This window comes from Streptomyces sp. M92, from assembly GCF_028473745.1.
GTDB lineage: Bacteria > Actinomycetota > Actinomycetes > Streptomycetales > Streptomycetaceae > Streptomyces.
Window position 1 is genome coordinate 5,487,570 of the sequence record NZ_CP101137.1, and the last position, 26,753, is coordinate 5,514,322.

Sequence of the window (26,753 nt, forward strand, 5' to 3'; positions counted from 1 at the left end):
GGCCGATCGGGCCGGGGTCCTGTGGGGTGTTCGTAGGGCGCCGGCGTCAGTGGCTGCCGGTGAGTTCGCCGGTGAGCTTGCCGTGGAGGTCGGCGCTGGGGTCGTTCAGGCCGGTGATCTCCACCGTCTTGCCGCGCTGGGCGTACTTGGTCTCGATGGCGTCGAGTGCGGCGACGGAGGAGGCGTCCCAGATGTGGGCGGAGGAGAGGTCGATGACGACCTTCTCCGGGTCGCCCGCGTAGTCGAACTGGCCGACGAGGTCGTTGGAGGAGGCGAAGAACAGCTCGCCGGTCACCCGGTAGACGACCGTGCCGCCGTCGGGGTCGGTGACGGCGGTCACCTGGGCGAGATGCGCGACGCGCCTGGCGAAGATGACCATGGCGGTGAGGGAGCCGACCACGACCCCGATGGCCAGGTTGTCGGTGGCGACCACGACGATCACGGTGATGACCATGACGGCGATCTCACCGGTGGGCATCCGCTTGAGGGTCTTGGGCGCGATGGAGTGCCAGTCGAAGGTACCGAAGGCGACCATGACCATGACGGCGACCAGGGCGGCCATGGGGATGTCCGAGACGACGGGCCCGAAGGCGATGCACAGGACCATCAGGAACGAACCCGCCAGGAATGTGGAGACCCGGGTACGGGCGCCGGAGACCTTCACGTTGATCATGGTCTGGCCGATCATGGCGCAGCCGCCCATGCCGCCGAAGAAGCCGGTGACGATGTTGGCGATGCCCTGCCCGACGGACTCGCGCGTCTTGGAGGAGTGGGTGTCGGTGATGTCGTCGACCAGCTTCGCGGTCATCAGCGACTCCATCAGGCCGACCAGCGCCATGGCGAGGGCGTAGGGGGCGATGGTCGTCAGGGTGTCCAGGGTGAAGGGCACGTCCGGCAGGCCCGGCACCGGAAGCGAGGACGGCAGCTCGCCCTTGTCGCCGACGGTGGGCACCGCGATCCCGGCCGCCACCGTGATGACGGTGAGGATGACGATCGACACGAGCGGGGCCGGGATCACCTTGGTGACCCTCGGGAAGAACACCATGAGCGCGAGACCGCCGACGATCAGCGGGTACACCGGCCAGGGCACGTCGTGCATCTCCGGCACCTGCGCCATGAAGATCATGATGGCGAGGGCGTTGACGAAGCCGGTCATCACGGAGCGAGGCACGAACCGCATGAGCTTGGCCACGCCCACCGCACCCAGGACGATCTGGAAGACGCCTGCCAGGATGACGGTCGCGACCAGGTAGCCAAGGCCGTGCTCGCGGTTGACGGGCGCGATGACGAGCGCGACCGCGCCGGTGGCGGCGGAGATCATCGCCCGGCGGCCGCCGACGATCGAGATCGTCACGGCCATGGTGAACGAGGCGAACAAGCCGACCGCCGGGTCGACACCGGCGATGATCGAGAACGAGATCGCCTCAGGGATCAGGGCCAGCGCGACGACCAGGCCGGCCAGGACCTCGGTGCGCCAGACCTTCGGGTTGTTCAGCCAGTCGGGGCGCAGGCCGCGCAGGCGCGCCGCGGGAGTCACAGCAGCAGAAGACAAGGAGATGCGTACCTGTCGTGCTCGGGCGCACGCCGGCGGCAGGCCGGGCGTGCGGCAAGGGCGAGCAGGGGCCGGACCGGCACCCCGCGGACGACCCGCGGAGCGGGCCGGTGGGTCGGAAGGGGGAGGGACGAGAGGCGGCGTGGCGCGCACGGGCGGCCGGACGGCTCACATCCGCGGGCGAAGGATCACGGCGGGCAGGCGGCGGCGATGGGCGTCATGGGCTCGCGCACGCTCACTCCTGCGACAATCGGGTCTTCGCCGGGGGCGTCGTCGGCCCCGGAAACGGCAGCGGCAGGACGGCCGGGCCGCCCTCACCGTCGACAACTCTACCCTAACGTTAGAGTAGAGGTCGGTGGGGTCGCACGGGACGCGGCCCGCCACGACGGGAAGGGCCAGGGACACGGGCGTGGACGACAAGCACATGCAGATCGGCGAGGTCGCCGCGCGGACGGAGCTGTCCCTGCGCACCATCCGGCACTACGAGGAGACCGGCCTGGTCATCCCCTCCGCCCGCTCCCAGGGCGGCTTCCGCCTCTACACCGAGACCGACGTGGCCCGGCTCATGGTCATCCGCCGGATGAAGCCGCTCGGTTTCACCCTGGAGCAGATGCGTGACCTGCTGGACGCCACCGACCGTCTGGACGGCGACGGCGTTCTCGACGGCGACGAGCACGAGGCCCTGTTGGAGCGCGTTGGCACGTACCAGCAGGCCGCCGCCGAACAGGTGGAGAGACTGCGGGTCCAGTTGGCCCGCGCCGAGGACTTCGCGGCCACCCTGGCCGCCCGCCTGGCCCGGAAGACTCCGGACGCCCGCGTCTAGGACCGGGGCCGGCCCGGCAGTCACCCGAGCGACTCCGATCGGACCGGTCGTCGATGGGCGACGGGCCGGACCAGCACCGCGAACGGGCCGCGCTGTCCCGCTCGGTGCGTCCAACCCTCCCAGGACGCCCGTCGAGTCGTGCGGGGACCAGTACGAAGAGGAGGAGACGCTGCACGCCGACATGGGCGGGCACACCGGCGTCCCGATGTTCGCGGGGGGAGCGGCGGCCGGGTTCTTCACCCGGCACCTGAAATGAAGCCGGCGGACGTACCGGAACCCACGGCTGCTGTTCGTGGTCGTTTGTGATCACCGCAGTGATATCCCTACAGCATGGGGACCGCGACAGAAGCTTCCGAACCGCCCTTCGACGCCGTCTTGTGCGACCTCGACGGGGTGATCCGCTTCTATGACACCTCGGAGGTGGAGCGCCTGGAGGCGGCAGCGGGCCTGCCGCAGGGCATCACGACGGCCATTGGTTACGCGCCGGAGAACGACTTGCCGCTGCTGCTCGGACAGATCACCAGGGACGAGTGGGCGCAGTCGATCGTGCGCGGTCTCGGGGCCCGCGCCTCGCTGAGTGACGCCCGTGCACTGGCCAAGGCGTTCACCGAAGCTGACTTCTGGGCGGATGAGGCGGTGGTGAGCCTTCTCGGTCAGGTCCGCAGGCATTGTCCGGTCGTCCTCGTCACGAACGCGACTGTGTGGCTCGACGAAGACCTGACCGCGCTCGGGCTGGCCGACCTCGCGGACAGCGTGGTCAACAGCTCGCTCGTCGGTGTCGCCAAGCCGGACCGTCGCATCTATGAAATGGCGGCGAAGCAGGCCGGTGCCCGCGCTGACCGATGTCTTTTCGTCGACGACCGGGAGGAGAACGTCGAGGCGGCACGTGAGCTGGGGATGACCGCGGTGCTCTTCCGTGCCGTCGACGATCTGCGAGGGGCTCTGGCCGGGCTGCTCGACCGGTGAGTGGCTTGCGGACGGCGCCGCTTTGGTGAGCCCCCGCGGAAGCCCTCCGCGCCGGCGCGTACGATGAGTGTCGGTGCCGGGCCTCTTCTCTGGCGGCGTGTATGTGCGGCAAGGCGATCTTGTTCGGTTTTCGGGGCGGTGTGATCGCCTGGCCGGGGTGGTCACGCCGGAGACCGAGGCAGCCGTCGTCCAGCTTCATTGCGGTGTGGCGGTCGCATCGTGCATCCGCCCTGGCCGCAGGGCGTCGGTCCAGAGAGTGCGGCCCTGAAGGTCGGCGACGACAGTGGCCTTCATCGTGTTCTGCTTCTTCTTGCCCTGACGAACGTCCGGCGCCCTCCGCGGCCGGCTGCGGGCCGGCGGACCTGGATCTCGGTGGCATCCAGCCGCAGCTCGATGCCCTCGGCCTGGGCGTAGGCGAGCATCCGCCAGGGTCCGAAGCCGCAGGCCAGGACGGGCAAGGACCGCGCATTAGAGAGCATCTGATCAAGGTTCACGCGGATGTACGTGGGATGTCCGTTTAGATTCGCCAGGTTGGTGTGGATTCTCCGGTCAGTTGGCGGGCCATTCTGTTAGCCATCGCCCAGTGGATCATTGCCCTCGATCTCTCGGGGGGCTCCGTAATTCCGCGCGAGACGGCGGTGCTGCATCAGCCAGCCGAAGGTCCGCTTGAGCACCCACCGTTTCAGCAGCGGCTCGAACCCCGCTACCCGTGGCCTCTGTACCACCTCGACATCGATGCCCAGCCGGGCGCCGTGGTTGAAGATGCTGTTCTGGTAACCGCCGTCGGCCCAGACCTTGGACACGCTGGGATTGTGCTGCGGCCAGGTTGTCGAGCAGGAGCTTGCCGCCGGTGGTGTCGTGCACGTTCGCGGCGGTGACCAAGACAGCCAAGACCAGGCCGAGCATGTCGGTGTTCACATTGTCGCTTGCGTCCTTTGATCTTCTTGCCGGCGTCGATGCCCTGGCTGGTCTCGGCGACGCCTGTCGAGGTCTTCACGCTCTGCGCGTCCACCACGGCCGCAGTGGGCTGCACGCTGCGGCCATGGAATTGGCGGGTCTTGTCGCGTAACAGGTCGTGGACCTGCTGGATGGTGCCGTCGGCTTCCCACTTCGCGTAGTAGTCGTAGACGGTCTCGTACGGCGGGAAGTCGTGCGGCGGGTACCCCCACGGGATGCCGGCGCGGTTGACGTACAGGATGGCGTTGACGCTCTCCCGCAGCCCGTGGACCCGGGCTGCCATACCCGGTCCGGTCCGGTCCGTCTCGCCCGCCAGGCCATGAAGACCGGCTCGATCAGAGCCCAGCGGGCATCGGACACATCACTGCGGTACGGACGACGAGCATTCACACCCGGTGCAACAACCGTTAATACCATCCGTCATAAAAACATCCCAGAACGCCAACTATCAAGATCAGATGCTGTCTTATGGGTTACTGCATGCTGGTCGTGCCGGACGTCAGCCGGTGCCGCGCACGTGCCTCGAGGTCGACCCTTCGAATGGCGCGACGGGTCCGGTTCAGCGTGCGGGAGAGGTCCTCTATGACTTCGCGGGCGTTGTCGAACGCCCCGTCGCAGTCGGGGGCAGCAGGCCGCCACTGGCCCTCGGTGTCACGCTGAAGCCCGATGGCCGCGCACGTGGCAACGAGGCCCGTCATCAGAGTCTGGAGCTGGTCGACGTCGGTGCTGGTAAAGGTGTTGGCTTTCAGGTGCGGTGTGGTCAACGGGTTCCCTCAATGCTCCGTTACGGTGCTCGTGGGCGAGACGCCCGGTCAAGAGAGGGTGTCCGCCTTGCTCCGGGCGGCTCGCTCTCACTTTTCGGGATCGTCGGCGTCGCGCGTGTTTGGGCTGGTGGTCGCTGCCGGTGTCCGAGCGACCGTGAACATGCATCTCTCCTGGGAGATCTATGAAGGTTGTAAGGACTCGAGCGGCACATTCCCGGAGCCGTCCGCGCGAATGCGCTGCTGTGGTTCACCAACGGGTTCTGTACTCGTTGGTTAGGGTGGAGGGTGCCGACAGGTGACGCCCAGAGGCCGGCTCCCAACCGGGCTATCGGTAGCACGACGAAGAGGTGAGGCGCCGAGCAGTGTCGGGTCCAACCGTCGGCGACAGCCGCGTCGTGTAGCCGGGTCCGAGATCTAGACATACCTGGTGGATCTCAGTGGCAGTCCTTGAGTTGTGGTTCTGGGCAGGGCAAGGAACGCAAGAGGACACGCACCGTAGCCGAGCGAGTCGCCTCCGCTGTCCACGATGTTGCTACGCGCCAACGCAGGGTGTCAACGATCAGATATGGTCAGTAAACGATCGTTGAGTGCGGTTGAGGTTCCGGCGTAAGGTGCCATGTGCACCACAGCCGTGGATCTCACACCCCGGGAGCTCACAGGTGGAACCAGTCCCGCCGCTGTATGAGACGCTCGAGCGACTCGAAGCGCTGATCACGGAGCATGGCCTAGACCGTACGGACCTTCTCGATCCGGCGAAGCTCGCGGCACAAACCGCTTTGCCGGAAGACGCCGTTCGGGTGCTGCTGGCCGGAGGTTCCTTGCCGGCCGACACCGTCAACGATCGGGCCCGTGCTCGTATCAGCACCCTGGCCACGGCCTACCTGCGGGCCACGGGCAGACGCATGTCGGACCTGGCCAGTGAACTGCACCTGCGTCTCGGGGTTTCGGAAATATGGGCCCGCCAGATCTGCGACGGCAAGAAGGTGCCCAATCTCGAATTCCTGCACGGACTGGTGAAGTTCTTCGACATCGAAGGCGGAGAGGCGTTCTTCACCGCTCCGGCCGACGAGACTCTCAATCGTGTCCTGCTGTCGACCCTGCGAAGGCTGGAGTCCGATCCGGTTCAGGCCTTGCTGGACCGGTACGGGGTACGGGGGACGGACCTGAGGGCGCACGGGTCCATGACGCGACGTCAGCTGGAGCGGCTCCTGGAGGGAGTCTTCCGATCGGTTCTGCCCGAAGAGGGAGAGGACAATCGCCGATGACCAGGGCGATGAAGTTACTGCTGGCCGACCTGAAAGCGGAGGCGTCCAAGCGGATCCAGCCGCCCGCGGACCCACGCGTGGTCATGGAGGAGTTCTGCCGTGCCATGAGCATGCGTCGCGGCCGGCCCGTCCAGCTGGTGTTCCGTGCTATCCCCGATGACATTCCTGTCTCCGGGCTCAGACTGGACTGCGGCGACCGGTCTGTCATTGTCGTCGAGGAGCGCACCCCGCCCGAGTCTCAGCTGGTCATCCTGGGGCATGAGCTGTGGCACGAAGAACAGGGCGACTGCGGGCACAACATCGCCGGTCTCTCGGCCGCTGCTGCCCGCGCTCTCGGCTCCGACCGGATCGATGCCGCAGTGCGTACGGCGGTTGAGCAGTTCCTGGCGACCTGGAGCGATCCGACCGAAACACTGGACATCGCGGCGCGTGCCGACTCGGCGGACAGGCACGAGCAGGACGCGGAGACATTCGGTCTGCTCTTCGGTCGGGAGCTACGCACCTGGATTCCGGGCCGGTACGCGCAGGGACCCGTCAGCGCTACCACTCTCGAGGGCCGCATCCAGCTGTCGCTGTTCAACCGCAACGGGCAGATACGGCGATGAGTCTCAGCAGCCTCCACATCCCCTACGCCCTGCCCGCTGTCCTGCTGATCCTCGCCCTCAGCCTGAAAACCCCCACGTTCGTCCGGGCCTGGAAAGACCCGGACGTACGGGCCACCAGCTTGCTGCTACTGCTCGCCTCCGCAGTATTCCTGTCGGTAGCACCCGCGAGCATCCACCAAATCAACACCGTTACGGGGGTGCCGAACATCGCGGCACCCTGGGTGTATTCGCTCCTGACCGCCTTCTGCGGCTCCTGCCTGACCATGGTCATCACCTGGCGGGACGAGCCCTCACCGCGCCGTCGTGCCAGGATCCGCCGGATTTGGCTGATCTACACCGGCATCGTCGTCGCCTTGTGGGCCACCTACCTTCTCGCGGACGTACCCGCTGAACGCATCTACGACCTGGACACGTACTACGCGACTGAGCCGTGGATGCGCGAGCACATCCTGCTGTACCTGGCGGCGCACATGGTCTCCGCGCTCGTGGCCGCCTACATGATCTGGAAGTGGATCTCGAAGGTCACAGACGCCTGGCTGAAGGCCGGTCTCGTCTTCCTCCAGGCCGGCTACGCCTTCGGGCTCGTCTTCGACGTCGCGAAACTGGCGGCCGTCGGCGCGCGCTGGGCCGGGGTGAACTGGGATTGGCTGTCCACCCGGCTCGCGCCGCCGTTCGCGATCCTCGACGCGAGTCTCGTCGGCATCGGATTCATCCTCCCCCAGGGAGGCCCATTCCTGCAGAAGTGGATACGGGACCAGCGCACCTACCGGCGGCTGCGACCGCTCGCGCGGGCGATCCGGAGAGTTGCACCATCCGCAGCCCGCGCCCGCGTCGGACGCTTCGCGCCGCTCGACCTGCGCCTGCTGCAGCGCCAACAGCGCATCCACGATGGCTTGTTGCGTCTCGCGCCACATGTTGACGCAGAATTGCTGCGGTGCGCATTCGACGAAGCGCGCGCTGCAGGTCACCGTGACGAGCGCGCCCGTGGTATCGCCGGAGCCATCGCCGTTCGCGCCGCTCTCGAGGCCTTCCTCACACCCGCGGCTGACGCCGACGATGATCGCGCCGCCAGTTCCGCACGCATCGACAGCGGCCTGGACGACATCGAAGCAATCGCCCGTGCCTTCCGCCAGCCGCGCACCGTCGACGCCATCCGACAGCGGGTGGTCACCACAGAAAGCGTAGACGCTCATGCCTGATCCCACTCGCAGACCCACCGCTGTCGTTATCGGGGGGAGTGTCAGCGGCCTGTTCGCAGCCACCGCCCTCCTCGACCACGCAGATGTGACACTCGTCGAACGCGATCAGTTCCCCGAGGGTTCGGCTCCGCGCCGGGGTGTTCCCCAAGCACGTCACGCACATCTCGTGTGGTACGGCGGTGTGGTGGCCTTCGATCAACTGCTGCCCGGCCTGGTCGACCAAGTCGTCACCCGCGGAGCACGTCTCGTGCACATTATGGGCGACATGGTCTCCCGAGCCCCCAACGAGGTCTGGTTCCGCCGTTTCACCTCCACGCATCACCGGAACCTTGTGTGCTCGCGCGACCTGCTCGACTCCGTGATACGTGACCGAGTTCTTCCCGATACGCGCCTCACCGTCCGGCAGAGCACTACGGCCCTCAGCCTGACCGGCGACAGGAGCCGTGTGACGGGGGTCCGCATACGGACCGAGGGCCACCAGGAGGAAGTCCTGACCGCCGACCTGGTGATCGACGCCACCGGACGTGGTTCCCAAGCCCCTCGATGGCTTGAGGATCTGGGACTGCCCCGAGTCACCGAACGCGAGGTGAACGCCGGAGTCACATATGCCACCCGCCTCTACCATGCCCCCGGCACCACCGCCGATGCGCCATTCCCACTGGTCAACGTCCAGGCCAACCCGGCCAAGGCGCCCGGCCGTGGCGGCATCATTCTGCCCGTTGAGGGCGGTCGCTGGATCGTCACCCTTTCCGGCACTCGCGGCGGCGAGCCAACCAGAGACCCTGACGCCTTCACCGACTTCGCTCTCACCTTGGGCGATCCCGTCATCGGAGAACTGATCAAGGACGCCGACCCGATCGGTGACGTCAGCACCACCCGCAGCACCGCCAACCAACGCCGCTACTACGAGAAGATGCGTTCCTGGCCCGACGGCTTCACCGTGATCGGGGACGCAATCGCCGGATACAACCCCGTATACGGACACGGCATCACTGCCGCCGCACAGAGTGCCCTCGCCATCGGCACCGTGCTGCGCACCACCAGTGTCACCGCGCCCGGCACCAGTCGACGCCTGCAGCATGCCGCGACCAGGCCCGTTGCCGCAGCCTGGGACCTTGCTGTCGGGCAAGATGCCCGCTATCCGGGCGCCAGCGACGCCTCACCCGCATGGACCGAGCGCATGCTCGCCCGGTTCGTCGACCAAGCTGTGGCGACCGGCGCCCGCAACCCCCGCGCCCTCAGTGCCCTACTCGACGTGATGAGCATGGAGAAGCCTGCCACCCGACTGTTCTCGCCTGACATGCTTATTCCCATGCTCTTCGGACCGAAGAAGCCGCACCTGCAGGCGCCTCCGCTGGCCGAGAGCGAACGCAAGAACGCAACCTTGTAGCACCACTCCCTTACCACGGGGGCCCAAGGGCCTCCTGGTATGGCTTACGGGGTGCCCCGCGATTGAGAATTGGGCGGTGTGCCTGGGGGTTTTGACTCGTGGCGTCGTAGATCTCGCGGCGCCCGGTGTACCGCCGTTGTGGGTACCACTGGCAGAGTTCGGCATTGGCGTGCTCGACACAGATCCGACGAGAGGATTGCCGGCGTCGCAACTCGCGCCATCCGCAGGCTTGAGTGAGGGGCGCGTTGTCGATGTCCTTCGGCTTCCTCGGGGGACGCGCCGACCTGGTCGGGAAACTCGTTGGCCAGACTGCGGTACCCGCCGTCGACCTCGGCCTTCACCGCCGGATGCATCCGGAACCACTCGGCGATGCTCTCGGTGCGGACCGCCGTTTGGTCGTGCAAGCGGCGGGCCGTACGGCGGACCGCAGAGTGCGTCCCTGGTGGTCGCTGGTCGTGGTGGTCTTGATCGTGTTCAGCTTGCGCTTGGCGGAGGCGAACGTCCGCCTTCCCGGAGAGCGGGCATTCGGGCTGGGGTCTTGGGTTTCGGTCCCGTCAATGCGCGACGTGATGTTCTCGGCCGCGGCGTAGGCGAACACGTCGTCTAGGCCGTGTTTTAAGTAGCGCGGGTAGCCAGCCATTTGGTGAGGTCGCCCGCGATCCGGTCGATGGTGGTCTCGACGGTGACGTCGTGCTCGCGGCGGATGGTGTCGCGGCGGACGATCTCGTAGCCGCCCTGGTCCAGCACGGCGACGGAGGCGAACCAGACGGGATCGTCCTCGTCGGGCTGGATCACGACAAAGGTGTTGTCGCTGCCGTTGAGATCGCTGATGAGCATGAGGAGGGCGTCCTCGGACGGGTCGTTGATGTGGTCGCCGTTCTCGCTGTCGGCGCAGTAGTAGTCGGCGGCCACGGGCCCTCCCCAGTGCGTGTGCTGTCGTTTCCGGTGGTCAGGATGGCACGGCCCGCTGCCCGGCTGGTGGTTCACAGCCATTGGCCGATCACGGCGGTCTGGACCGCGGCCTCGAAGCGGACAGCGAGCTTGTCGAATCGGGTCGCGACAGCCCGGTGCTGCTTGAGGCGGCTGATTCCGCACTCGACCGCGTGACGGGCCTTGTAGTCCTGCCGGTCGAAGGCCGGCGGACGGCCACCACCGCTGTCACGGCGCTTGCGGTTGCGGTTGCGGATCTGATCGGCCGGCTCCGGGATCGTGCACCGGATTCCACGTCTGTGCAGGTAGGCGCGATTGGCGCGCGAGGAGTACGCCTTGTCGCCCCGCACCCGCAGTGGTCTGCGTCTGGGGCGCCCACCACCGGGCCTGGGCACCCGGATCGATTCGAGGACCGGCTCGAACTGCGGGCTGTCACCTCGCTGACCTGCCGTGACCAGTAGCGCCAACGGCTTCTGGCCCTGCTCGCATGCAAGGTGAATCTTCGTGGTGAATCCGCCCCGGGACCGGCCCAGCCCGTGGTCGTCAGGCTCATGGCCGACCCCGCCGGGCGGTTCGCACCCGGCCCGGTGCGGTGGCCGCCGATCGGGCCTACTCCTCCAGGGCTAACCGCGTCTACCTGCGCGGACGCGGGATCACCGCAGTCATCCCGGAGAAGACCGATCAGGCCGCGAACCGGCGGAGGAAGGGCTCGGCCGGCGGCCGCCCCGTGGCCTTCGACGCGCAGCGGTACCGCCAGCGCAACACTGTCGAGCGCTGCTTCAGAAGACCAAGATCTGGCGCGGACTCGCCACTCGGTACGACAAATCTCCCGAGAGCTTCGAGGCAGGACTTCACCTCCGAGGATCAATCATGTGGCTGAAGTACATCGCTTCAGCCACACGATCCGAACTTCCACCAGGACCTAGCGGGGCTCGCGTGCACTCCGTGCTTCTGCGATCTCCCGCTGGTGTCGCGCTTCCCGCTCCTCCGCACGGCGACGGGACCGTGCCCAGAGTGGCTGGCAGATCAGGTAGACGACCGAGAACGTCACGCACCGTGCGGCGAAGTCCCACCCCCACGACGAGCGCGCCGCCAACGTCGTCAGTGCCGCTGCCACGACGCCGGCCAACGCCGAGGCCGCAATCCACTTTCCCCACCGATTCATGCCCGGAGTCTTCCCTCTCCGTGGGCGGAGAAGGCGAGACTTGTTGCGGAGGAAGTGGTGCGGCAGAACCTCGACCTGGAGCGCACTCGGTGCCGCCCGCCTTAACCTCGGCCGATCCCTTCTCTGGTTGTCGTCGTTTGTCGCCCTCGGCCGCCCTCACACGGCCCACAGGCGGCCCGAGCCGCCTGCGTGGACCGGGCGTAGATATGTGTCGGCCGCGCCAGGCGCCGCGGCCCCGCGCCGTGCGCAGGGCCTTGTTCTTGTAGGGAAAGTTGCTCCATGAGTAAGGCACCCTTGACTGTCCGGTCCCGGTAGATGCTTGACACTTCGATCCCAGCTGATGGTTGACGGTGGCCGTGATCGGCTTTTCTGTGCACGTCGTTGCGGCGTGTGGCAGGAGGCCGGGATTGGCGCTGGTGGAGTTGTCGGTTGTCGAGCAGAGATACCAGGCTGTGCTTGCGGTGCTGGCGGGCGCGACGGTGACGGAGGTCGCCGCGTCGCTCGGGGTGTCCAGGCAGACGGTCAGCGGGTGGAAGACCCGGTATCAGGCCTCGGGCCTGGCTGGGTTGGCTGACCGTTCGCGTAGGCCGTCGTCGTGTCCGCATCAGGCCTCTGCCGAGGTGGAGGCTGCCGTCTGTGAGCTGCGGCGGGAGCATCCCCGGTGGGGTCCGCGGCGGATCGCGTTCGTGCTGGAGCGGTCCGGGAACGTGACGCCGGTGCCGTCGCGGATGACCGTGTATCGGATTCTGGTCCGGCATGGGTTGGTGGAGCCGGGGGTTCGGCGCCGGAAGCGGTCGGATTACAAGCGTTGGCAGCGGGACCGTCCGATGCAGTTGTGGCAGATGGACATCGTGGGCGGGGTGATGCTCGTCGACCCGGTGACGGGTGAGTTGTCCGAGGCAAAGGTCGTGACCGGGGTGGATGACCATTCCCGGTACTGCGTGATCGCGTCGGTGGTGGAGCGGGCGACGGGCCGGGCGGTCTGTTCGGCGTTCGCCGGGGCGTTGGAGGAGTTCGGGGTGCCGGAGGAGGTGCTGACCGACAACGGCAAGCAGTTCACCGACCGGTTCGGGCACGGGGGTGAGGTGCTGTTCGACCGGATCTGCCGGGAGAACGGGATCGCGCACCGGTTGACCCAGCCGGCCTCGCCGACCACGACGGGCAAGGTCGAGCGTTTCCATCAGACGCTGCGGCGTGAACTCCTGGATGACTGCCCGGCTTTCGAGAGTGTCGAAGAGGCCCAGGCGGTGCTGGACGCGTGGGTTCGGGAGTACAACTCGGTGCGGCCGCATCAGGCCCTGGACATGCAGTCTCCTGCTGACCGGTTCGCCCCGGTGCCCGAGGAGGAGCGGGCCGTGCTGGGGCTGCGGGTGCCTGGGGTGCTGGGGCGGGTGCCGCAGCAGCGGACGCCGGCCGCGGACCGGGCTCCGGTCGAGGCCGAGCCTGCCCCTGTCCCCGTTCCCGGCGTGATGCGGGTGGATGAGGCAGGGGCGGTGGAGTTCGAGCGGGTGGTGCCGGCGAGTGGGAATCTGCAGGTCGCGGGCAAGCAGTTCTGGCTGGGTCCGTCGCGGGCGGGGCTGACGGTGACGTTCTGGGCGGACACGCAAGTGATCCATGTGCTGATCGCGGGGGCGCGGATCAAGACGGTGCGGTCGCATCTGTCGGTGGTGGATCTGGGGCGGCTGGCGGCCCGGGGCGGTCGTGCGGCCGGCCCTCCGCCGCTTCCCGCCGGTGACAGTGACGGGGCCGCGTTCGAGGTGGACCGGGTCGTGAACAACAGCGGCCTGGTGGGCCTGGGCGGCCACCAGGTGCTGGCGGCGGAGATCCTCGGCGGCCGCCAGGTGGGTGTCCGCATCGACGACGAGACGCTGTCGTTCTTCGATCCGTCCTCACGGGAACTGCTGCGAGTGCGGCCCAACCCGCTGACCGGCGAGGAAGTCCGCAGGCTGCGGGGTCTGCGGCCTGCCGGCCCGCTGCCCCGGCCCCGTGTCGAGCCGGTCCGGGTGCAGCGGAAGGTCAGCGCGGTGGGCACGGTCATGGTCTGCCGCCAGACCGTCTCCCTCGGCCGCCCCTACGCAGGCCAGACCGTGACCGTCCACGTCTCGGACACCACGATCACCGTCGACCTCGACGGCCAGATCCGAGTCATCCGGCGCACCACCGACGTCCCGGTCCGTAACGTGAAAGCCAACAAGCCCCACAAAATTTCCGATGTTGTCTAGGCCCACCGTCAAGCATCAGGTGAGACCCGAACGTCAGGCATCAACTGGGACCCGACATAAGGCACCCTTGACAAAGCTGCTGTAACACCCTCGACGAACTCCCACTCGGCATCCGTCACATCAAAACGCGCCACACCCGAGTTCTACCAGCCCCACCGAGCCCATCAGCGAGCGTCACGAAGATCCGAACCTCGAACAGCTCCTAGTGCCGTGACCGGTATGGTTCGCCGGGCCGGAGGGGAGGAGCGCGATGTTCGTTGAGATCGTCTTTGCCGGTCTGCCCATCGACCGAGATGAGGTCGAGGACGTTGGCCCTCGAAGGCGCCTTCGACATCGATGCCGACCGCGCCCGGACGTTCGTCGGCGAGTTCGGCGGCCGACTGTACGCGGACCTGGAGGCGGTCCTGGCCGATCCCGGCGTCGCCATCGTGGCCAACCTGACGCCGGTGAGCCAGCACTACGCCGTCACCAAGGCGACACTGCTGGCCGGGAAGTACGTCTACTCGGAGAAGCCGCTGGCTCCCGTCCTGGAGCAGGCCACCGAACTGGTCGAACTGGCCAAGGAACGCGGGCTGCTGCTGTCCAGTGCCCCTTCGACTGTCTTCAGCCAGGCGGCGCAGACGCTCTTCAAGGCGGTCGGTGACGGCCTCATCGGCACACCGCGTCTCGCGCACGGCAACCTCGACATGGGCGCCCTGGCGTTCATGCCGTACAGCGAGTGGCGCAGCCGCCGCGGCGTGCCGTGGCCGTACTGGGACGAGGTGCCCAACGGTTGCGTGATGGAGCACGCCGGGTACCAACTGGGCTGGCTCGTCGCCATGTTCGGTCCGGTGGTGCGGATGGCGGGGCATACCGCGCTGTTGCTAGACGACAAGTGGCCCGAGTTGACCAAGGTGGCGCCGGACACCTCCTTCGGTTTCCTGGAGTTCGCCAACGGCGCCGTCTGTCGGATCAGCACCGGCTGGGTGGCGCCCGTCGGCATGACGCTCACGATCATCGGCGACCAGGGGACCTTGTCGGTGCGGGACGTGTGGCAGGCGTCCTCGCCGGTCCTGCGGCGCCGCAATGTCATGGAGAGCGGCAAGACCAACGGTTACCTGGCCGAGGCCGAGCAGATCCCGTTCGCCGTCCCGCCGGTCAGCCACCGTTACGACGACACGCACGATCTCACCGCCGGGGCGGGGATCGCCGACATGGCGCGGGCCGCCCTGGCCGGCGGGCAGCCCTTCTTGTCGGCCGACTTCTCCCTGCACGTCCTCGACGTGAGCCTGCGGCTCTCCGAAGGCTGGGGCGTCACCGAGGGGGCTTGAGGTGGGGGAGGGGGTGGTGGTGTGGGTGGGTGGGGTCTGGGGTGTCGGGGTGGGTCGGCGGGTTTGGGGGCGGGTGTGGGATGTGCGCGGTGACGCCGGCCGGGGAGGGGTAGGCGGTGGTCGCCGTGCACGCGGTCTGCGAGTGCTCCGGCTACCGGGCGCTGTGTCTGTTGGCGTAGGTGAGGCAGGGGTGGGGTTCTGTGTGCAGCAGGGTGGACGGGAGGGTGGTGATCGTGTTGGCGGCGGTCGGGGGCATTGTCATGGCCGGCAGCGGTGCTGCGAAGCTGGAGAGAGTTGCGGCACCGCTGCGGGGGCCGTGATCCGTGCGAAGGAGGCGGCCGGACCGAAAGCGGCCGGGACTGCTTCCTTGCGTCTTTTCCAGGTGGTGGTTTTGTGGTGGCGTCGTTCTTGGTGCCGGGGGTTTCTACAGGCTGCGGGCGGTGATGTTGCCGTAGGCGGTGGTGGCGTGGAGGGCGAGAGCGGCATCGGGACCGTCGGTGTTGGTGAGGGTGTTGTCGATACGGCCGTGGTTGGTGGCGGCGTCGAGGGTGGCGGAGGTGCCGCGGGCGGTGCCGACGGTGATGTCGCCGTGCTCGGTGTGCAGGGTGATCTTGCCGCGCACGGCCTCGGTCACGCGCAGGTCGCCCTTGTGGGTGCTGATCTCGGAGGGGCCGCTCAGGCGGTGGACGGTGATGTCGCCGGCGAGTAGGGAGAGACGGGTGTGCGCGGCTTCGTCGAGCTTGACCGCACCGTGTGCGCTCTCGAAGACGACGTCGCCGAGACGTCCGACGCCTCTCAGTGCGGCGCTGGCGGCCTTGGCCTCCACGCGGGAGCCGGCGGGCAGCTGGACGGTCACCTCGAGAGCTCCGGTGGCGCCGAGGAGCCGGTTTCTGGCCGCCGAGGCGTCGATGTGCAGGACACCGTCGGCGTAAGCGACCGTGGTCTGTCCAGCGGCCTTCACGTCGCGGCTCCTGGAGGCGTCGGCGGGCAGGATCTCGACGGTTGTGTCGGTCCGGTCGGCGGCGATGAACCGGATGTGCCCGGCGGGGATGCCGACGACGGCCGTGACGGGGGCGGGGGTGTCGAACTTCTGCGTCTTGCTCTTGTCCGGCTGCATCGGGCACTCCTTCGGGCCTGTGTTTCTGATGAAGAAAACGCTACGTTGCGTTCATGGTTATCGCAATTCGGGCGTCGCACATGGAGAGTGACTGTGCAGGTCAAAGTCCATAAAAAGTTGCAATGGATACTAAGCTAATGCAACCCCCTGTCTCGTTCGTTGCAATGGATTGGGATTGAATGCTATGGCGCTCCGAGCCTTGAGGGCGAGTGGCAGAGCTTGGGGCCACGGGCGCGCCCTGCCCGGTGCGTGGGGCTGTGCGGGGCCAGCAGCCGGATGCCGCCGGCTGCCGCTTGCCTGCGCGGGTGTCACACCGGCAGATCCGGCCGGGGGTGCGGTGCTTGTACCGGCAGTGCTCGGTTGGCCCTGGGGCCTGCTTCCATGGGGCGGGGGTGCGTCTTCGCAGATCGTCGGGGGTGGCGAGTCGTGGTGTCGTGGTACGTCGTCATGAACTGTCATGGACTGGCTGGTCAGGGTGGGGGTTACTTGCTGTGCTGATGTCCCGGGTCGGGGCTGGGCGGCTTTGCGGGGAGGGTCGGCAGGTCGTCGGTGTGATGGTCTGCAGGGTTTGTGCCAGGGTCGCCTGGTGTGACCTGGCGGAATGCTGGCGGGCTGTGGGTGAGCGTGTGCGCGTGTTTTTGTCGCTGCGTTTTGGGCGGGGTGTTCATCCGGGCCTGCAGCGGGTGCAGGTCCACGTCGGCGCGGTCGGCGGTATCGGCTGGCTGGTAGGGATCGGTTCCGCCGTCGTCCGTGCCCACGGGCATGCCCGCCGGCATTCTCGCCGTCACTGGCTGGGGGGTTGGTCGGTGGGATTCGTCTGGTTTGTGATGGTGAGGTTCGTCGGCTTGTGGTGCTGGTGGCAGTGGGCCGGCGCTTGGGTAGGGGCGGTGCAGGCTCTGGGGCGGAGTGGGTCGGGGTTCTTCGTGCCGGTCCGGGGGCGGCTGTGGTGCGGGCGCGGCCGGGTTGTGGCGGGTGGGGTTTGTGGCTTCTGTTGTTTGGGCGTCTGTCTGTGCAGGTGTGGCAGTGTGTGCTGTGCCTGAGAGGCTGTTGTCTTTCCGAGTCTGACGACTGTGTTTTCGCTGGTCAGGGTAGGGGCGGTGACGGTGTGGGAGTGATGGATCGACGCTTCGTCGCTCCCGTGGAGGTCGCGAATGCCGTCGGTTGTCGGACTGCTGGAACAGCACGAGCTTGTCGCTCGTCGTCGTGTGGAGGGGTTGCGCGAGGAAGTCGACCGGATCCAGGCCGAGCTCGCGATGGCCCTTTGCACGGTGTAGCTCTTATGGAACCGGCGCCCGATCAGTGTCTTGATCCGCGACAGGGTCCAGGTCTGGTCCGGCCAGCCGTGCGCGACCGGCCCCCTTGGTCAACTCCCGCTCGAGCACGGCGAACAGCTCGTCGCTCAGCAGCGGCAGTGATGCCGGGCCCTTGGAGGCCAGGGCCCAGGGCCCGTTCTGCGACCAGGCTCTGCGCCAGCGCTGAACCGATCGGACGCTGACCCGCAGGTCGTGCGCAATGACCGAGTTCTCGTCGCCCTGGGCGAACCGCTCGGCCGCCTCCATCCGCAACCTCTCGCGGAAGACCCGCCGTTCATCGGTCAGTCCGCCCCCTTGCGCATACCTCATGCGGTCGGCATACCTTAGGGATCATGAGGCGGCAGCCCCTACAACACCACGCTTTGAATTCGATTCAGATAGCTGGCGAGGCGTTCGAGGATCTCGTCTGCGGTCTTCGTCCAGACGTAGGGCTTGGGATCGGTGTTCCATGCGGCGATCCAGGTCGGGATGTCCTTCTCCAACGCCTGGACGCTTTTGTGGACGTCTCGCCGTATCTGCTTGTTCGTCAGCTCGGCGAACCACCGCTCGACCAGGTTGAGCCAGGACGAGCCGGTGGGCGTGAAGCGCAGGTGGAAGCGTGGGTGCGCCAGCAGCCAGGTTCTGATCGCCGGTGTCTTGTGGGTGGCGTAGTTGTCCAGCACCAGGTGCACGTCCAGGTCCGCCGGTATCTCCTGGTCGAGTTTGATCAGAAACTTCTTGAACTCCTCGGCCCGGTGCCGGCGGTGCAGGGAGCCGATCACCTTCCCCGTGGCCACCTCCAGCGCGGCGAACAATGTGGTGGTGCCCGCGCGCACGCAGTCGTGGGTGACCCGCTGCGGGACACCGGGCATCGTCGGCAGCACCGGCTGAGACCGGTCCAGGGCCTGGATCTGCGACTTCTCGTCGACACAGAACACCAAGGCCCGCTCGGGCGGGTCCAGATAGAGGCCGACCACGTCGTGGACCTTGTCGACGAAGTACGGGTCCGTCGACAGCTTGAACGTCTCGGTACGGTGTGGCTGCAGGCCGAAGGCCCGCCAGATCCGCGACACGGTCGACTGCGACAGACCCATCTCCGTGGCTATCGCCCGCGTCGACCAGTGCGTGGCGTTCTTCGGCGCGGATTCCAGTGTCCGCTTCACCACCGCGGCGACCTGCTCGTCGGTGACCGCCCGGGGCCCGCCGGACCGCGGCATGTCACCCAGCCCGGCGATCCGGTGTTCAACGAACCGCTTCCGCCAGCGGCCCACCGCATGCGGTGTCGAACCGAGCTGTGCGGCCACGTCCTTGTTGGACGCGCCGGTCGCGCAGGCCAGGATGATCCGGCACCGCAAAGCCCACGCCTGCGGGGTGGAACGGCGCCGCACCCACCCCTCCAGCGCAGCCCGCTCCTCATCCGACAGGATCAACTCGGCCTTCGGCCGCCCAGTACGCGCCACCAGGCAACCCTACACATCTGAATAGAACTCCTGACTCAGAAGACCAGGGTCCGTCTGCAAAGATCACTAGGGTGGTGGATCATGGTGGGGTGATACGCCGCCATGAACTCACAGATGCGGAATGGGAGTTACTCGCTCCACTGATACCGCGGGCCGCCACGGGACGTCCGCGTGTGTCGGACCGGCAGGTCATCAACAGGATGGTCTACAAGATCCGCACCGGTATCTCCTGGCGGGACCTGCCGGAACGCTACGGGCCGTGGAAGACGGTCTACACCCGCTTCCGCCGCTACGCCCTGGACGGCGTGTTCGCCCGAGCGCTTCAGCAGGTCCAAGCCGAAGCGGACGCGGCCGGCGACATCGACTGGCTGGTGCAGATCGACTCCACCATCGCCCGTGCCCACCAGCACGCTGCCGCCACCGGCCGAAAAGGGGGAACCACCGGCCGGACGAACCGGACGATCACGCCCTCGGCCGGTCCCGAGGCGGACTGACCACCAAAATCCACCTCGCCTGCGACGCCGCGGCCGGCCCCTCGCCATCCTGCTGACACCCGGCCAACGGCACAACAGCATCTGCGCACGCCCGCTCCTCGAACGCATCCACGTCCCACGAACCGGCGTTGGACGACCACGCTGCAGGCCCGACCAGGTCATCGCGGACAAGGCCTACAGCTCCCGCGGCTTCCGCACCTACCTGCGCAAACGCGGCATCGCACACACCATCCCGGAGAAGACCGACCAGCGACGGCACCGTCACAACCGCGGACGCCACGGCGGCCGACCACCGGCATTCGACCGGCATCTCTACCGTGGCCGCAACGTCGTTGAGCGCTGCTTCAACCGCCTCAAGGGCTTCCGCGGCATCGCCACTCGATACGAGAAGACCGCCACTTCCTACGAAGCAGCGGTCAATCCTGCCTCGTTCCTGCTCTGGGCAAGATCCGTTTGAAGACGGACCCTAACACCCGCTCGCCGGTGCCCGGCTCCGGTTCGACTTCTCCTTCCAGTGGCATGCCGACGACTGCACCCCCACGCGACAGTGCTGTGGCCTGCCGTGCGCGAGGCCCTGGTCCAGCAGTCCAACGCCGCCGGCCGCCGCCGCAAACTGCGCGGCCAAGTTCCCGGGGCCAGGCGGCCTTCACCCACGCGGGCCGGGCGTCCGTCCCCTTGCCGAAGTCGGCGGCGGCCTGGAGGCCCACCCGGCGGGAGCGGGTGATCCGGCGCCTCTGCTCGCATAGGAAGACAGGGGACCATCACTTCCCTTTTCGGCGTTGTCGTCCAGGGCGCCGGAGCCGCGGAGGTCTGTCGGACAGGACGGCTACTCGGTTCGGCATGGTCACACTGGGGAGAAGATAGCCGAGTGGTGAGATCTTTCGCCCGGCGCGAAGCTTCGCATCGGAGGGGCTCCGGGGGTGCGTCGCTGGGGGCCTGCCCGCATGTTCGGTTCGCGTGCTCACATCCCGCGTCCCATCACGCTGCTGCGAGTCGCGACGAAAGGAGGCCCGGGGATGGATGGACCTCTGCTGGGATCCCCGGTCAGAGAGCAAACCCACGTACGCGGAATTGCATGACGCGGTAGGGCCATCCCGCCTGGGTGTTCCATTGGCTCACGGCCAGGTGTAGGTCGTTGAGCGTTGACCCGGGAATGACGTAGCCGCCGTACAACTGCGCGACGTGGGTGTCGTCCTCGTCGCCCCAGGACGTGCCCCACAGCAGGGTGCGGCGGTGGGCGGTGCGCAGGTCCGCGGTGAGGTGGTCCGCGACCAGGCCCTCGATCCGGTAGTCGCCCTGGTTGAACCAGGTCAGGATCCACCGGCCGTCGAGCAGCCGCAGGCACAGCTCGCCGAACGCGCCGTCCAGGACGGGTGTGGGCGGGTTGCCCCAGGCCCAGCAGCCGTCGAGGGCCCGTCCCCACGGTTCGTAGGCTCCGGGGTCTGTCAGCCGGTCGAGGCGGACCCGGTGCAGGATGACCGGCTTGTCCCGCTGGAACCCGGTGGACAGGACGTAGACGTAGCCGTCGTCGCCGAGGGCCCAGGTGAGCAGCTGGAACATGCCGTCGTGCAGGTTTGGGGGGAACACGGCACCGGTGGGGCTCCAGGTTGCGCCCGAGTCGTCCGACCGCCAGATCTCGGTGCGTACCACGTTGCCAGGCCCTTTGTTCATCATGACGTGCAGGTAGATCGTGTCACCGAGGGTGATCACGTCGGAGGGCAGCACGGTGGAGTACTCGGGGTTGTCGTGGTCGTACGGGCACAGCTGCCGGGCGTGCCGTCCACCCACCGCGCCGGTCCAGACGACCGGTCGGCCGGGCCCGTCGAAGCGCCCGTACAGCGCCACGGGCGAGCGCCACCACCCGCCGCCGACCTTGGCTTCCTCGAAGGTGTCGCCGAAGACGAACAGGAGCCGGCCGTCGGGTGTCCGTACAGGCACGCCCAGGTCGGTGGCCTCCATCCGGAACCGGGTGGTGAGACCGGGACCGGTGAGGTCGGCGATCTTGGAGACGTGGAGGGGGCCTGTCGCCGCGTGGGCCGGCGTGCGGAGCTGGGGTACGCCCGCGACGACCGCCGTGGCGGCCGCTCGGAGGAAACCGGCCCGGCTGAGGTGGACCGGTCGGATGAGGGCCTGGGGCGGGCGGGGGGCGCTGCGCGGTGTGCTGTCGTGCATGAACACTCCTTGGTGGAGGGAATCAAGAGGGAGGAGCAGTGGGCGGCGTGACCACGGTGGCCGTGAGGGCATACGCCGGGCGGTGCCCGCAGCGGCTGTCCGTGTCTTGCATGTCCCGGCCGTTTCCTCAGCCGACTGTCAGGCAGCCGTGGCGGGCCGTGCGGGAGCTGGGCCTGCGGCGTGATCGGCCTTTCTGGCCGCCGCTGACCACGCCGCGGGTCGGAGCGTCCGGCTGTGGGGCGCATCAGCCCCTACGGATCCCAGCACGTGGCACCGGGTACCGGCTTTCGGGGGTGCGGGGTTCGGGGTGCCTACGGGACAGTGCCGTCGGCAGTCGAGGCAGGCGTCGTAGATCCAGACGGCGGTGGACCCGCCGTCACCGCATCTGCCACAAGCGCCTTGGGACGCTGGTGAACAGGGCCGTCCGCGGCATCGGCATGCCGGCGGGAAGTGCTCACCCACCCGCCGCGGCGCCTGGGCGCCGGGCTGCCCCGAGGCAGGTGTACGGGTCCGGGATGCGATCCCGGACCCGTACACCTCATGTTCCGTGCTCCTGCTTCAGCAGCGGGCGTCGACGGAGCTGGTCCGGTCGTTGTCGGACGGGGCCAGTTGGCCCTGCCAGTGGCCCGGTACGCCGCCCATGAACCCGGTGAAGTTGCTGTTCAGGTACAGGTCGATGGTGGTGGGGGTGCGGTTCCAGCCGGAGGTGAGCTGGTCGTTGAAGGCGGCGGGGACGACGTGCCGGCCGCAGCTGGGCACCCGCCACATGGCTCCCCCGCCGTCGTACTCGGTGAAGAAGCAGGTCCAGCCGTCGCGGCAGTCGCCCCAAGCCCTGGCCCGGACATCGCTCCCGGTGTAGTAGTACACGCCCTGGGCGCCCACGACGCGGGTCTCCGACGCGGTCGCGGCGGTGGTCGCGGGCATGATGAGCGTCGCGGCAGCCGCAGCGACAGCCACGAGCCCGGTGGTCAGCCTCTTCCACGCAGCGCCACTGGCAGGACGGACTGCTGTTTCCCGTCGCTTCTCGACACTGTCCATGGGATCTCCCAGCACACGCTTCTTCATGGGATTTCTCTTTTCCGCTCGTTGTCCGGTCCTCGGTGCGGGACCTGATGCACCGTTTGTAGCCGCTAATCTGTTGTTCGAGGCCGGTCCGCCGATGCTGAACAAACGGATACCGAACAATCGGTGTGACCGGGAGAGGGAAGGTGAGTGTGTGCCACGGGGAGAGAGCCCTCTGGACCCGGACAATGGTCCTCTGTTCGAATTCGCGGCGCGTTTGCGGAAACTGCGGGAGCAGGCCGGCCGTCCCACCTACCGGGACCTCGCACGGAACGCGCACTATGGGATCGCCACGTTGTCCTCGGCCGCGGCGGGCCGCCAGCTGCCCAGCCTGGCCGTCACCCTCGCCTACGTCCGTGCCTGCGGCGGTGACGAGCGGGAATGGAAGCTGATCTGGCAACGGACGGCCGACGCGTGCACCGGAACGGACTCCTCTGCCGAGACCTGCGCGGAGGGCCGGCAGAGGAACGGCGCCAAGCCGCCCTATGTCGGTCTGTTCCCGTTCGGGGAGGTAGACTCCGGTGTCTTCTTCGGACGCGAGAAACTGACCAACACACTGGTCGAACATTTGAAGGAGAAGCGGCTCCTCGTGTTGTTCGGGGCGTCAGGATCCGGCAAGTCATCGGTGCTGCGCGCGGGTGTGCTTCCCGCCTTTCCCGGTGTTTCCCCACTGGCCTTCACACCTGGCCCGCATCCGCTGGCGGAATGCGCGGCCCGGCTCTCGACCCGCGTCGGCGCCGCCCCCGACTCGGTGCACGCCGGACTCATGGCCGAGCCGCGCACCTTCCACCGGATGGTGCGGCAGATCCTCGCCGGGCAGGAAGAGACAGGCTCCGCGGCGGACGAACTGCTCGTGCTCGTGGACCAGTTCGAAGAGGTGTTCACCCTCTGCCGCGACGTGCGGGAACGGGAGCGGTTCGTCGCCGCGCTCGTGCACGCGGCACAGGTCCCCGACAGCCGAACCCGGGTCGCCATCGCCGTGCGGTCCGACTTCTACACACACTGCACGCGGCTGCCCGGTCTCGTCGACGCCCTGCCCCACGCCCACCATCCCGTCGGCCCGATGACGGTCGAGGAACTGAGGGCGGCGATCATAGGGCCCGCCGCCCGCTTTCGGCTCACCGTCGAAAGTGCCCTGCTGACGACCCTCACCGCCGACGCCCACGGCCGGCCGGGTGCGCTGCCCCTGCTCTCGCACGCTCTGCTGGAGACCTGGAAGCGACGGCGGGGCAACGCTCTCACCCTGGCCGGCTACCGCGCGGCGGGCGGCTTCGAAGGTGCCCTCACCCAGACCGCCGAGAAGCTGTACAGCGCCCTGAGCGAAACCCGGCAGAGGGCCGCACGGCGGCTGTTCATGCGGCTCATCGCGCTGGGGGAGGGCACCGAGGACACCAAACGCCCTGTGCCCCGCCAGGAACTCGACGGCGGTCCCGATACCGAGTTCGTCCTCGAACAAGCGACCCGGGCCAGACTGCTGACCGCCGACGGCGACCACGTGGAGATCGCACACGAGGCGCTGATCCGCTGCTGGCCGCGGCTGGGTGACTGGCTGGAGGAGGACCGCGGCCAGGAACGTCTGCAACGCGCGCTCACCGAGGCCACCACCCTCTGGGAGTCCCTGGACCACGACCCCGACATCCTGTACCGCGGTGTACGCCTCGCCGCCGTGAAGGACCTCCCGTCACACGCCCTGACCGCCCGGGAACGCGCCTTTCTCGATGCCAGCGAGGCGGCGGCACAGCAGACGCAAGAGCGCGGCCGCCAACGCCTGCGCCGACTGCGCAGGCTGGCCGGAGCCCTGGTCGTCCTGCTCGTGTGCGCCGTGGCCGCCGCCGGTTTCGCTGTACAGGCGCAGAACACCGTCACCCAGCAGCGCAATGAGGCCGTGGCCCTCCGGGCCGCCGACGAAGCCGTGCGCCTCAGCCCGCACAACCCGTCACTGGCCGTCCAGATCGCACTGGCCGCCTACCGGCAGACACAGCAGGACCGTACGGGGAACGCCCTGCTCAGCTCCCTGTCCATTGCGTCGACCGATCCCACAACGACCGACCCGAAACCAGTCGGGCACACACCGGCCGTGCCCGCCGACGGCCGCACGCTGGCCATGGCCGACGGTTCGCAGGTCGTCCTGTGGGACATGGAGAACCCACGGCAGCCCCGCCGGCTCGGTACCACCGACGGTGTTGGCCTGGGCCCGATCCAGTTCACCCGGGACGGCGACACACTGCTCGGTGTGGACAGCAACCGCACGCTCTGGCTGTGGGACGTGACCGACCCGCTCAACCCCAGGGTGCTGTCGAAGCGGCCCACGGAACACACCGGCTACGTCTACTCCGTCGCAGTGCGCCACGACGGTCTCGTGGCCGCCACCGGCAGCTATGACGACACCATCCGCCTCTGGGACATCGCCGACCCGGCCCACCCCCGCCTGCTGGACAAGCTCACCGGGCACGACGGTGACGTCAAACCCGTGGTCTTCAGCCCGGACGGAAAGACCCTGGCCTCGGGCTCCAACGACCACCACGTCCGCATCTGGGACGTGACCGACCCGCACCACGCCACCTCCGTCGCCGTCCTCAAGGGGCACGAACACTTCGTCGATGCCCTCGCCTACAGCCCGGACGGCCGTACGCTGCTGAGTGGGAGCGACGACCGCACGGCAAAGCTGTGGGACATCAGCGCACTTCCCCGCCGCCGCGAGCTGGGCGAGCTGGCGAGGCACGCGGATATCGTCACCGGCGTGGCCTTCGCCTCCCACGGCCGCACGGCGGCGACCGTCGGCATCGACGGCGTGGTGAACGTCTGGGACGTGACCGACCGCGCGCGTCCCGTCCCTCTGGCCCACCTGACCAGCCTTCGCGGAACGGTCAAGGAAGTCCGCTATCTCGAGGCAGACGGCACGTTCCTGACCGTGACCGCCCACCACAGCGTCCAGATCTGGTACACCGACATCGACCGGGCCCTCGCCGACGCCTGCGACCACATCCACCACACCATCAGCCGCGCCCAATGGGCCCGCCACTTTCCCAGCCTCGACTACGCTCCGCCCTGCCCGCGCCGCACGTGACGTGGAGCGGCCGACGGGGATCACGTCCGGCGACGTGCGACGGGGTCCTGTCGTGGCGCAGGCGCCGCCCCCGGTGTCGTGGGTGAGGGCGCTGTGGCGGAGCCCGGTGGATTGAAGTCGTCCAGGTCCCCGATGGCACCGACGCCGCAGGTCCGTGGAAGCCGGTCTCGTTGGTTTATACGCTTCGTGGTCACGATCACGTCGGCCTCGTCTCGGTACCAGCGCCGCCGGCGAGGGAAGACCTGGATCGGCAGGTCCACGACGTCCAGGGGGAGGGTGCGGCCGGTCCGGTGGAGAACGTGGACGGGGAGCTGGAACCCGGCTCGTACCGAGGGGCGGTCGGCGGCCTCGCAGCGCTGATCATCGCGGCAGGCACGTTGGGCTGTGCACGGCTGAATCAGCGGGGCAACGAGTAGGACGGGGACACCTCTCCATCTCGCCCACGGAGGGCGCTGCAACCACGCAATTACGCTCGTTTAACTGGTGGAGAGGCAGTGTTCCGGCCATGCACTCTTCCCAGCCGTGAGGCGGCACGGTGGAGATGACCGGCTGATCGCGAGGACGGAGGCGGATGAGCGGCCGTCCCGCGCCAGCGGGCGCGGTAGCGCAGGTGCTTTGCCCTTGGGGAGCATCTGCGCCGCAGGTAGTGCTTGGGTGTTCAGTTTTCTGAACACCCAAGCAGGGGTGTGTCCAGTCAACGGTTGATCTTGGTTGTTGAGGGTCAGTGGCTGGTGGGGGTGAGTCGGCCTTCGAAGGCGATCTGGAACGCGTTTAGCGGTGCCTTCCAGCGCATCGTCCAGCGGCGGCGTACGCGAGGGCGGCACGGTCCGTGTCGCCGTGGGGCCACCAGATGTCGCCTCGGACGCGGTGGGGGCGGCCTTCCCAGCCCAGGGCTTGGGCGGTGGTCAGGGCGGTGGGGAAGTCGCCGGCCATGCGGGCGA

The 26,753-nt window shown here is 68.0% G+C and carries 16 protein-coding genes and 7 pseudogenes; 12 read left to right on the forward strand and 11 right to left on the reverse strand.

What is annotated here, in order from left to right; translation table 11 throughout:
- Nucleotides 1–46: 46 nt before the first annotated feature.
- A complete protein-coding gene (locus M6G08_RS24680) occupies nucleotides 47–1,552 on the reverse strand; it encodes a SulP family inorganic anion transporter (RefSeq protein ID WP_272589352.1) in 1,506 nt (501 codons plus the stop codon).
- 409 nt (nucleotides 1,553–1,961) lie between these two features.
- On the opposite strand from M6G08_RS24680, the gene M6G08_RS24685 reads away from it, so the two are divergent.
- From M6G08_RS24685 to M6G08_RS24695, 3 genes and pseudogenes are all read left to right on the forward strand, one after another.
- Nucleotides 1,962–2,375: a MerR family transcriptional regulator gene (locus M6G08_RS24685; RefSeq protein ID WP_272589353.1), complete on the forward strand. Its 414-nt coding sequence runs from the start codon at nucleotides 1,962–1,964 to the stop codon at nucleotides 2,373–2,375.
- A gap of 157 nt (nucleotides 2,376–2,532) precedes the next feature.
- Nucleotides 2,533–2,631, forward strand: a pseudogene (locus tag M6G08_RS24690) (alpha/beta hydrolase); the annotation flags it as partial.
- A 74-nt stretch (nucleotides 2,632–2,705) separates the two neighbouring features.
- A complete protein-coding gene (locus M6G08_RS24695; RefSeq protein ID WP_272589354.1) occupies nucleotides 2,706–3,341 on the forward strand; it encodes an HAD-IA family hydrolase in 636 nt (211 codons plus the stop codon).
- Between the two features lie 61 nt (nucleotides 3,342–3,402).
- Here the strand turns inward: M6G08_RS24695 and M6G08_RS24700 are convergent.
- The 3 genes and pseudogenes from M6G08_RS24700 to M6G08_RS24710 form a co-directional block, all read right to left on the reverse strand.
- Nucleotides 3,403–3,809 (reverse strand): annotated as a pseudogene (locus M6G08_RS24700) (transposase family protein); the annotation flags it as partial.
- Nucleotides 3,810–3,858: 49 nt separating this feature from the next.
- Nucleotides 3,859–4,688, reverse strand: a pseudogene (locus M6G08_RS24705) (IS5 family transposase).
- Between the two features lie 83 nt (nucleotides 4,689–4,771).
- A complete protein-coding gene (locus tag M6G08_RS24710) occupies nucleotides 4,772–5,062 on the reverse strand; it encodes a hypothetical protein (RefSeq protein ID WP_272589355.1) in 291 nt (96 codons plus the stop codon).
- A gap of 659 nt (nucleotides 5,063–5,721) precedes the next feature.
- Here M6G08_RS24710 and M6G08_RS24715 point away from each other — a divergent pair.
- The 4 genes from M6G08_RS24715 to M6G08_RS24730 are packed head-to-tail and all read left to right on the forward strand — an operon-like array spanning nucleotide 5,722 to nucleotide 9,521.
- Complete coding sequence (locus tag M6G08_RS24715) at nucleotides 5,722–6,327, forward strand: hypothetical protein (RefSeq protein WP_272589356.1); 606 nt, start codon at nucleotides 5,722–5,724, stop codon at nucleotides 6,325–6,327.
- A complete protein-coding gene (locus tag M6G08_RS24720) occupies nucleotides 6,324–6,932 on the forward strand; it encodes a toxin (protein ID WP_272589357.1) in 609 nt (202 codons plus the stop codon). Before M6G08_RS24715 ends, M6G08_RS24720 begins: the two co-directional genes overlap by 4 nt.
- Nucleotides 6,929–8,131, forward strand: a complete 1,203-nt coding sequence (locus M6G08_RS24725; protein ID WP_272589358.1) for an MAB_1171c family putative transporter — start codon at nucleotides 6,929–6,931, stop codon at nucleotides 8,129–8,131. The genes M6G08_RS24720 and M6G08_RS24725 overlap by 4 nt, the downstream gene beginning before the upstream one ends.
- Entirely contained in the window at nucleotides 8,124–9,521 is a 1,398-nt protein-coding gene (locus tag M6G08_RS24730; protein ID WP_272589359.1) for an NAD(P)/FAD-dependent oxidoreductase, read from the forward strand. The genes M6G08_RS24725 and M6G08_RS24730 overlap by 8 nt, the downstream gene beginning before the upstream one ends.
- Before the next feature lie 615 nt (nucleotides 9,522–10,136).
- On the opposite strand, the gene M6G08_RS24735 is transcribed toward M6G08_RS24730, so the two are convergent.
- Nucleotides 10,137–10,433, reverse strand: coding sequence for a hypothetical protein (locus M6G08_RS24735; RefSeq protein WP_272589360.1), 297 nt, complete (start codon nucleotides 10,431–10,433; stop codon nucleotides 10,137–10,139).
- 71 nt (nucleotides 10,434–10,504) lie between these two features.
- Nucleotides 10,505–11,005 (reverse strand): annotated as a pseudogene (locus M6G08_RS24740) (IS5 family transposase); the annotation flags it as partial.
- On the opposite strand from M6G08_RS24740, the pseudogene M6G08_RS24745 reads away from it, so the two are divergent.
- The 3 genes and pseudogenes from M6G08_RS24745 to M6G08_RS24755 all read left to right on the forward strand — a co-directional run.
- A pseudogene (locus tag M6G08_RS24745) lies at nucleotides 10,993–11,330 on the forward strand (transposase); the annotation flags it as partial. The pseudogenes M6G08_RS24740 and M6G08_RS24745 sit on opposite strands and share 13 nt — an antisense overlap.
- Nucleotides 11,331–12,038: 708 nt before the next feature.
- Nucleotides 12,039–13,838, forward strand: a complete 1,800-nt coding sequence (locus tag M6G08_RS24750; RefSeq protein WP_443049007.1) for an IS481 family transposase — start codon at nucleotides 12,039–12,041, stop codon at nucleotides 13,836–13,838.
- Between the two features lie 308 nt (nucleotides 13,839–14,146).
- On the forward strand, nucleotides 14,147–15,148 hold the full coding sequence (locus M6G08_RS24755) for a Gfo/Idh/MocA family protein (RefSeq protein WP_272589361.1): 1,002 nt from the start codon (nucleotides 14,147–14,149) through the stop codon (nucleotides 15,146–15,148).
- 424 nt (nucleotides 15,149–15,572) lie between these two features.
- Here M6G08_RS24755 and M6G08_RS24760 read toward each other — a convergent pair whose 3' ends face one another.
- From M6G08_RS24760 to M6G08_RS24770, 3 genes and pseudogenes are all read right to left on the reverse strand, one after another.
- The gene (locus M6G08_RS24760; protein ID WP_272589362.1) at nucleotides 15,573–16,265 is read right to left on the reverse strand and encodes a DUF4097 family beta strand repeat-containing protein; all 693 of its coding nucleotides are present in this window, start codon (nucleotides 16,263–16,265) and stop codon (nucleotides 15,573–15,575) included.
- Between the two features lie 1,261 nt (nucleotides 16,266–17,526).
- Nucleotides 17,527–17,887, reverse strand: a pseudogene (locus M6G08_RS24765) (helix-turn-helix domain-containing protein); the annotation flags it as partial.
- 38 nt (nucleotides 17,888–17,925) lie between these two features.
- Complete coding sequence (locus M6G08_RS24770) at nucleotides 17,926–19,017, reverse strand: IS630 family transposase (protein ID WP_272589363.1); 1,092 nt, start codon at nucleotides 19,015–19,017, stop codon at nucleotides 17,926–17,928.
- A gap of 92 nt (nucleotides 19,018–19,109) precedes the next feature.
- Between M6G08_RS24770 and M6G08_RS24775 the strand changes: the two are divergent.
- Nucleotides 19,110–19,968, forward strand: a pseudogene (locus M6G08_RS24775) (IS5 family transposase).
- Between the two features lie 587 nt (nucleotides 19,969–20,555).
- Here the strand turns inward: M6G08_RS24775 and M6G08_RS24780 are convergent.
- Both M6G08_RS24780 and M6G08_RS24785 read right to left on the reverse strand, forming a co-directional pair.
- Nucleotides 20,556–21,683, reverse strand: a complete 1,128-nt coding sequence (locus M6G08_RS24780; RefSeq protein ID WP_272589364.1) for a glycoside hydrolase family 183 protein — start codon at nucleotides 21,681–21,683, stop codon at nucleotides 20,556–20,558.
- Nucleotides 21,684–22,241: 558 nt separating this feature from the next.
- Complete coding sequence (locus M6G08_RS24785) at nucleotides 22,242–22,640, reverse strand: peptidase inhibitor family I36 protein (RefSeq protein WP_272589365.1); 399 nt, start codon at nucleotides 22,638–22,640, stop codon at nucleotides 22,242–22,244.
- A gap of 202 nt (nucleotides 22,641–22,842) precedes the next feature.
- Between M6G08_RS24785 and M6G08_RS24790 the strand changes: the two genes are divergently transcribed.
- Nucleotides 22,843–25,812, forward strand: coding sequence for an nSTAND1 domain-containing NTPase (locus tag M6G08_RS24790; protein ID WP_336299033.1), 2,970 nt, complete (start codon nucleotides 22,843–22,845; stop codon nucleotides 25,810–25,812).
- Nucleotides 25,813–26,753 lie beyond the last annotated feature (941 nt).

What these genes read in the sequence shown, in the direction of transcription:
- M6G08_RS24695 (WP_272589354.1), top strand. Translation starts at nt 2,706, where the DNA reads ATGGGGACCGCGACAGAAGCTTCCGAACCGCCCTTCGACGCCGTCTTG.
- M6G08_RS24720 (WP_272589357.1), top strand. Translation starts at nt 6,324, where the DNA reads ATGACCAGGGCGATGAAGTTACTGCTGGCCGACCTGAAAGCGGAGGCG.
- M6G08_RS24725 (WP_272589358.1), top strand. Translation starts at nt 6,929, where the DNA reads ATGAGTCTCAGCAGCCTCCACATCCCCTACGCCCTGCCCGCTGTCCTG.
- M6G08_RS24730 (WP_272589359.1), top strand. Translation starts at nt 8,124, where the DNA reads ATGCCTGATCCCACTCGCAGACCCACCGCTGTCGTTATCGGGGGGAGT.
- M6G08_RS24760 (WP_272589362.1), bottom strand. Translation starts at nt 16,265, where the DNA reads ATGCAGCCGGACAAGAGCAAGACGCAGAAGTTCGACACCCCCGCCCCC.
- M6G08_RS24780 (WP_272589364.1), bottom strand. Translation starts at nt 21,683, where the DNA reads ATGCACGACAGCACACCGCGCAGCGCCCCCCGCCCGCCCCAGGCCCTC.
- M6G08_RS24790 (WP_336299033.1), top strand. Translation starts at nt 22,843, where the DNA reads ATGCTGAACAAACGGATACCGAACAATCGGTGTGACCGGGAGAGGGAA.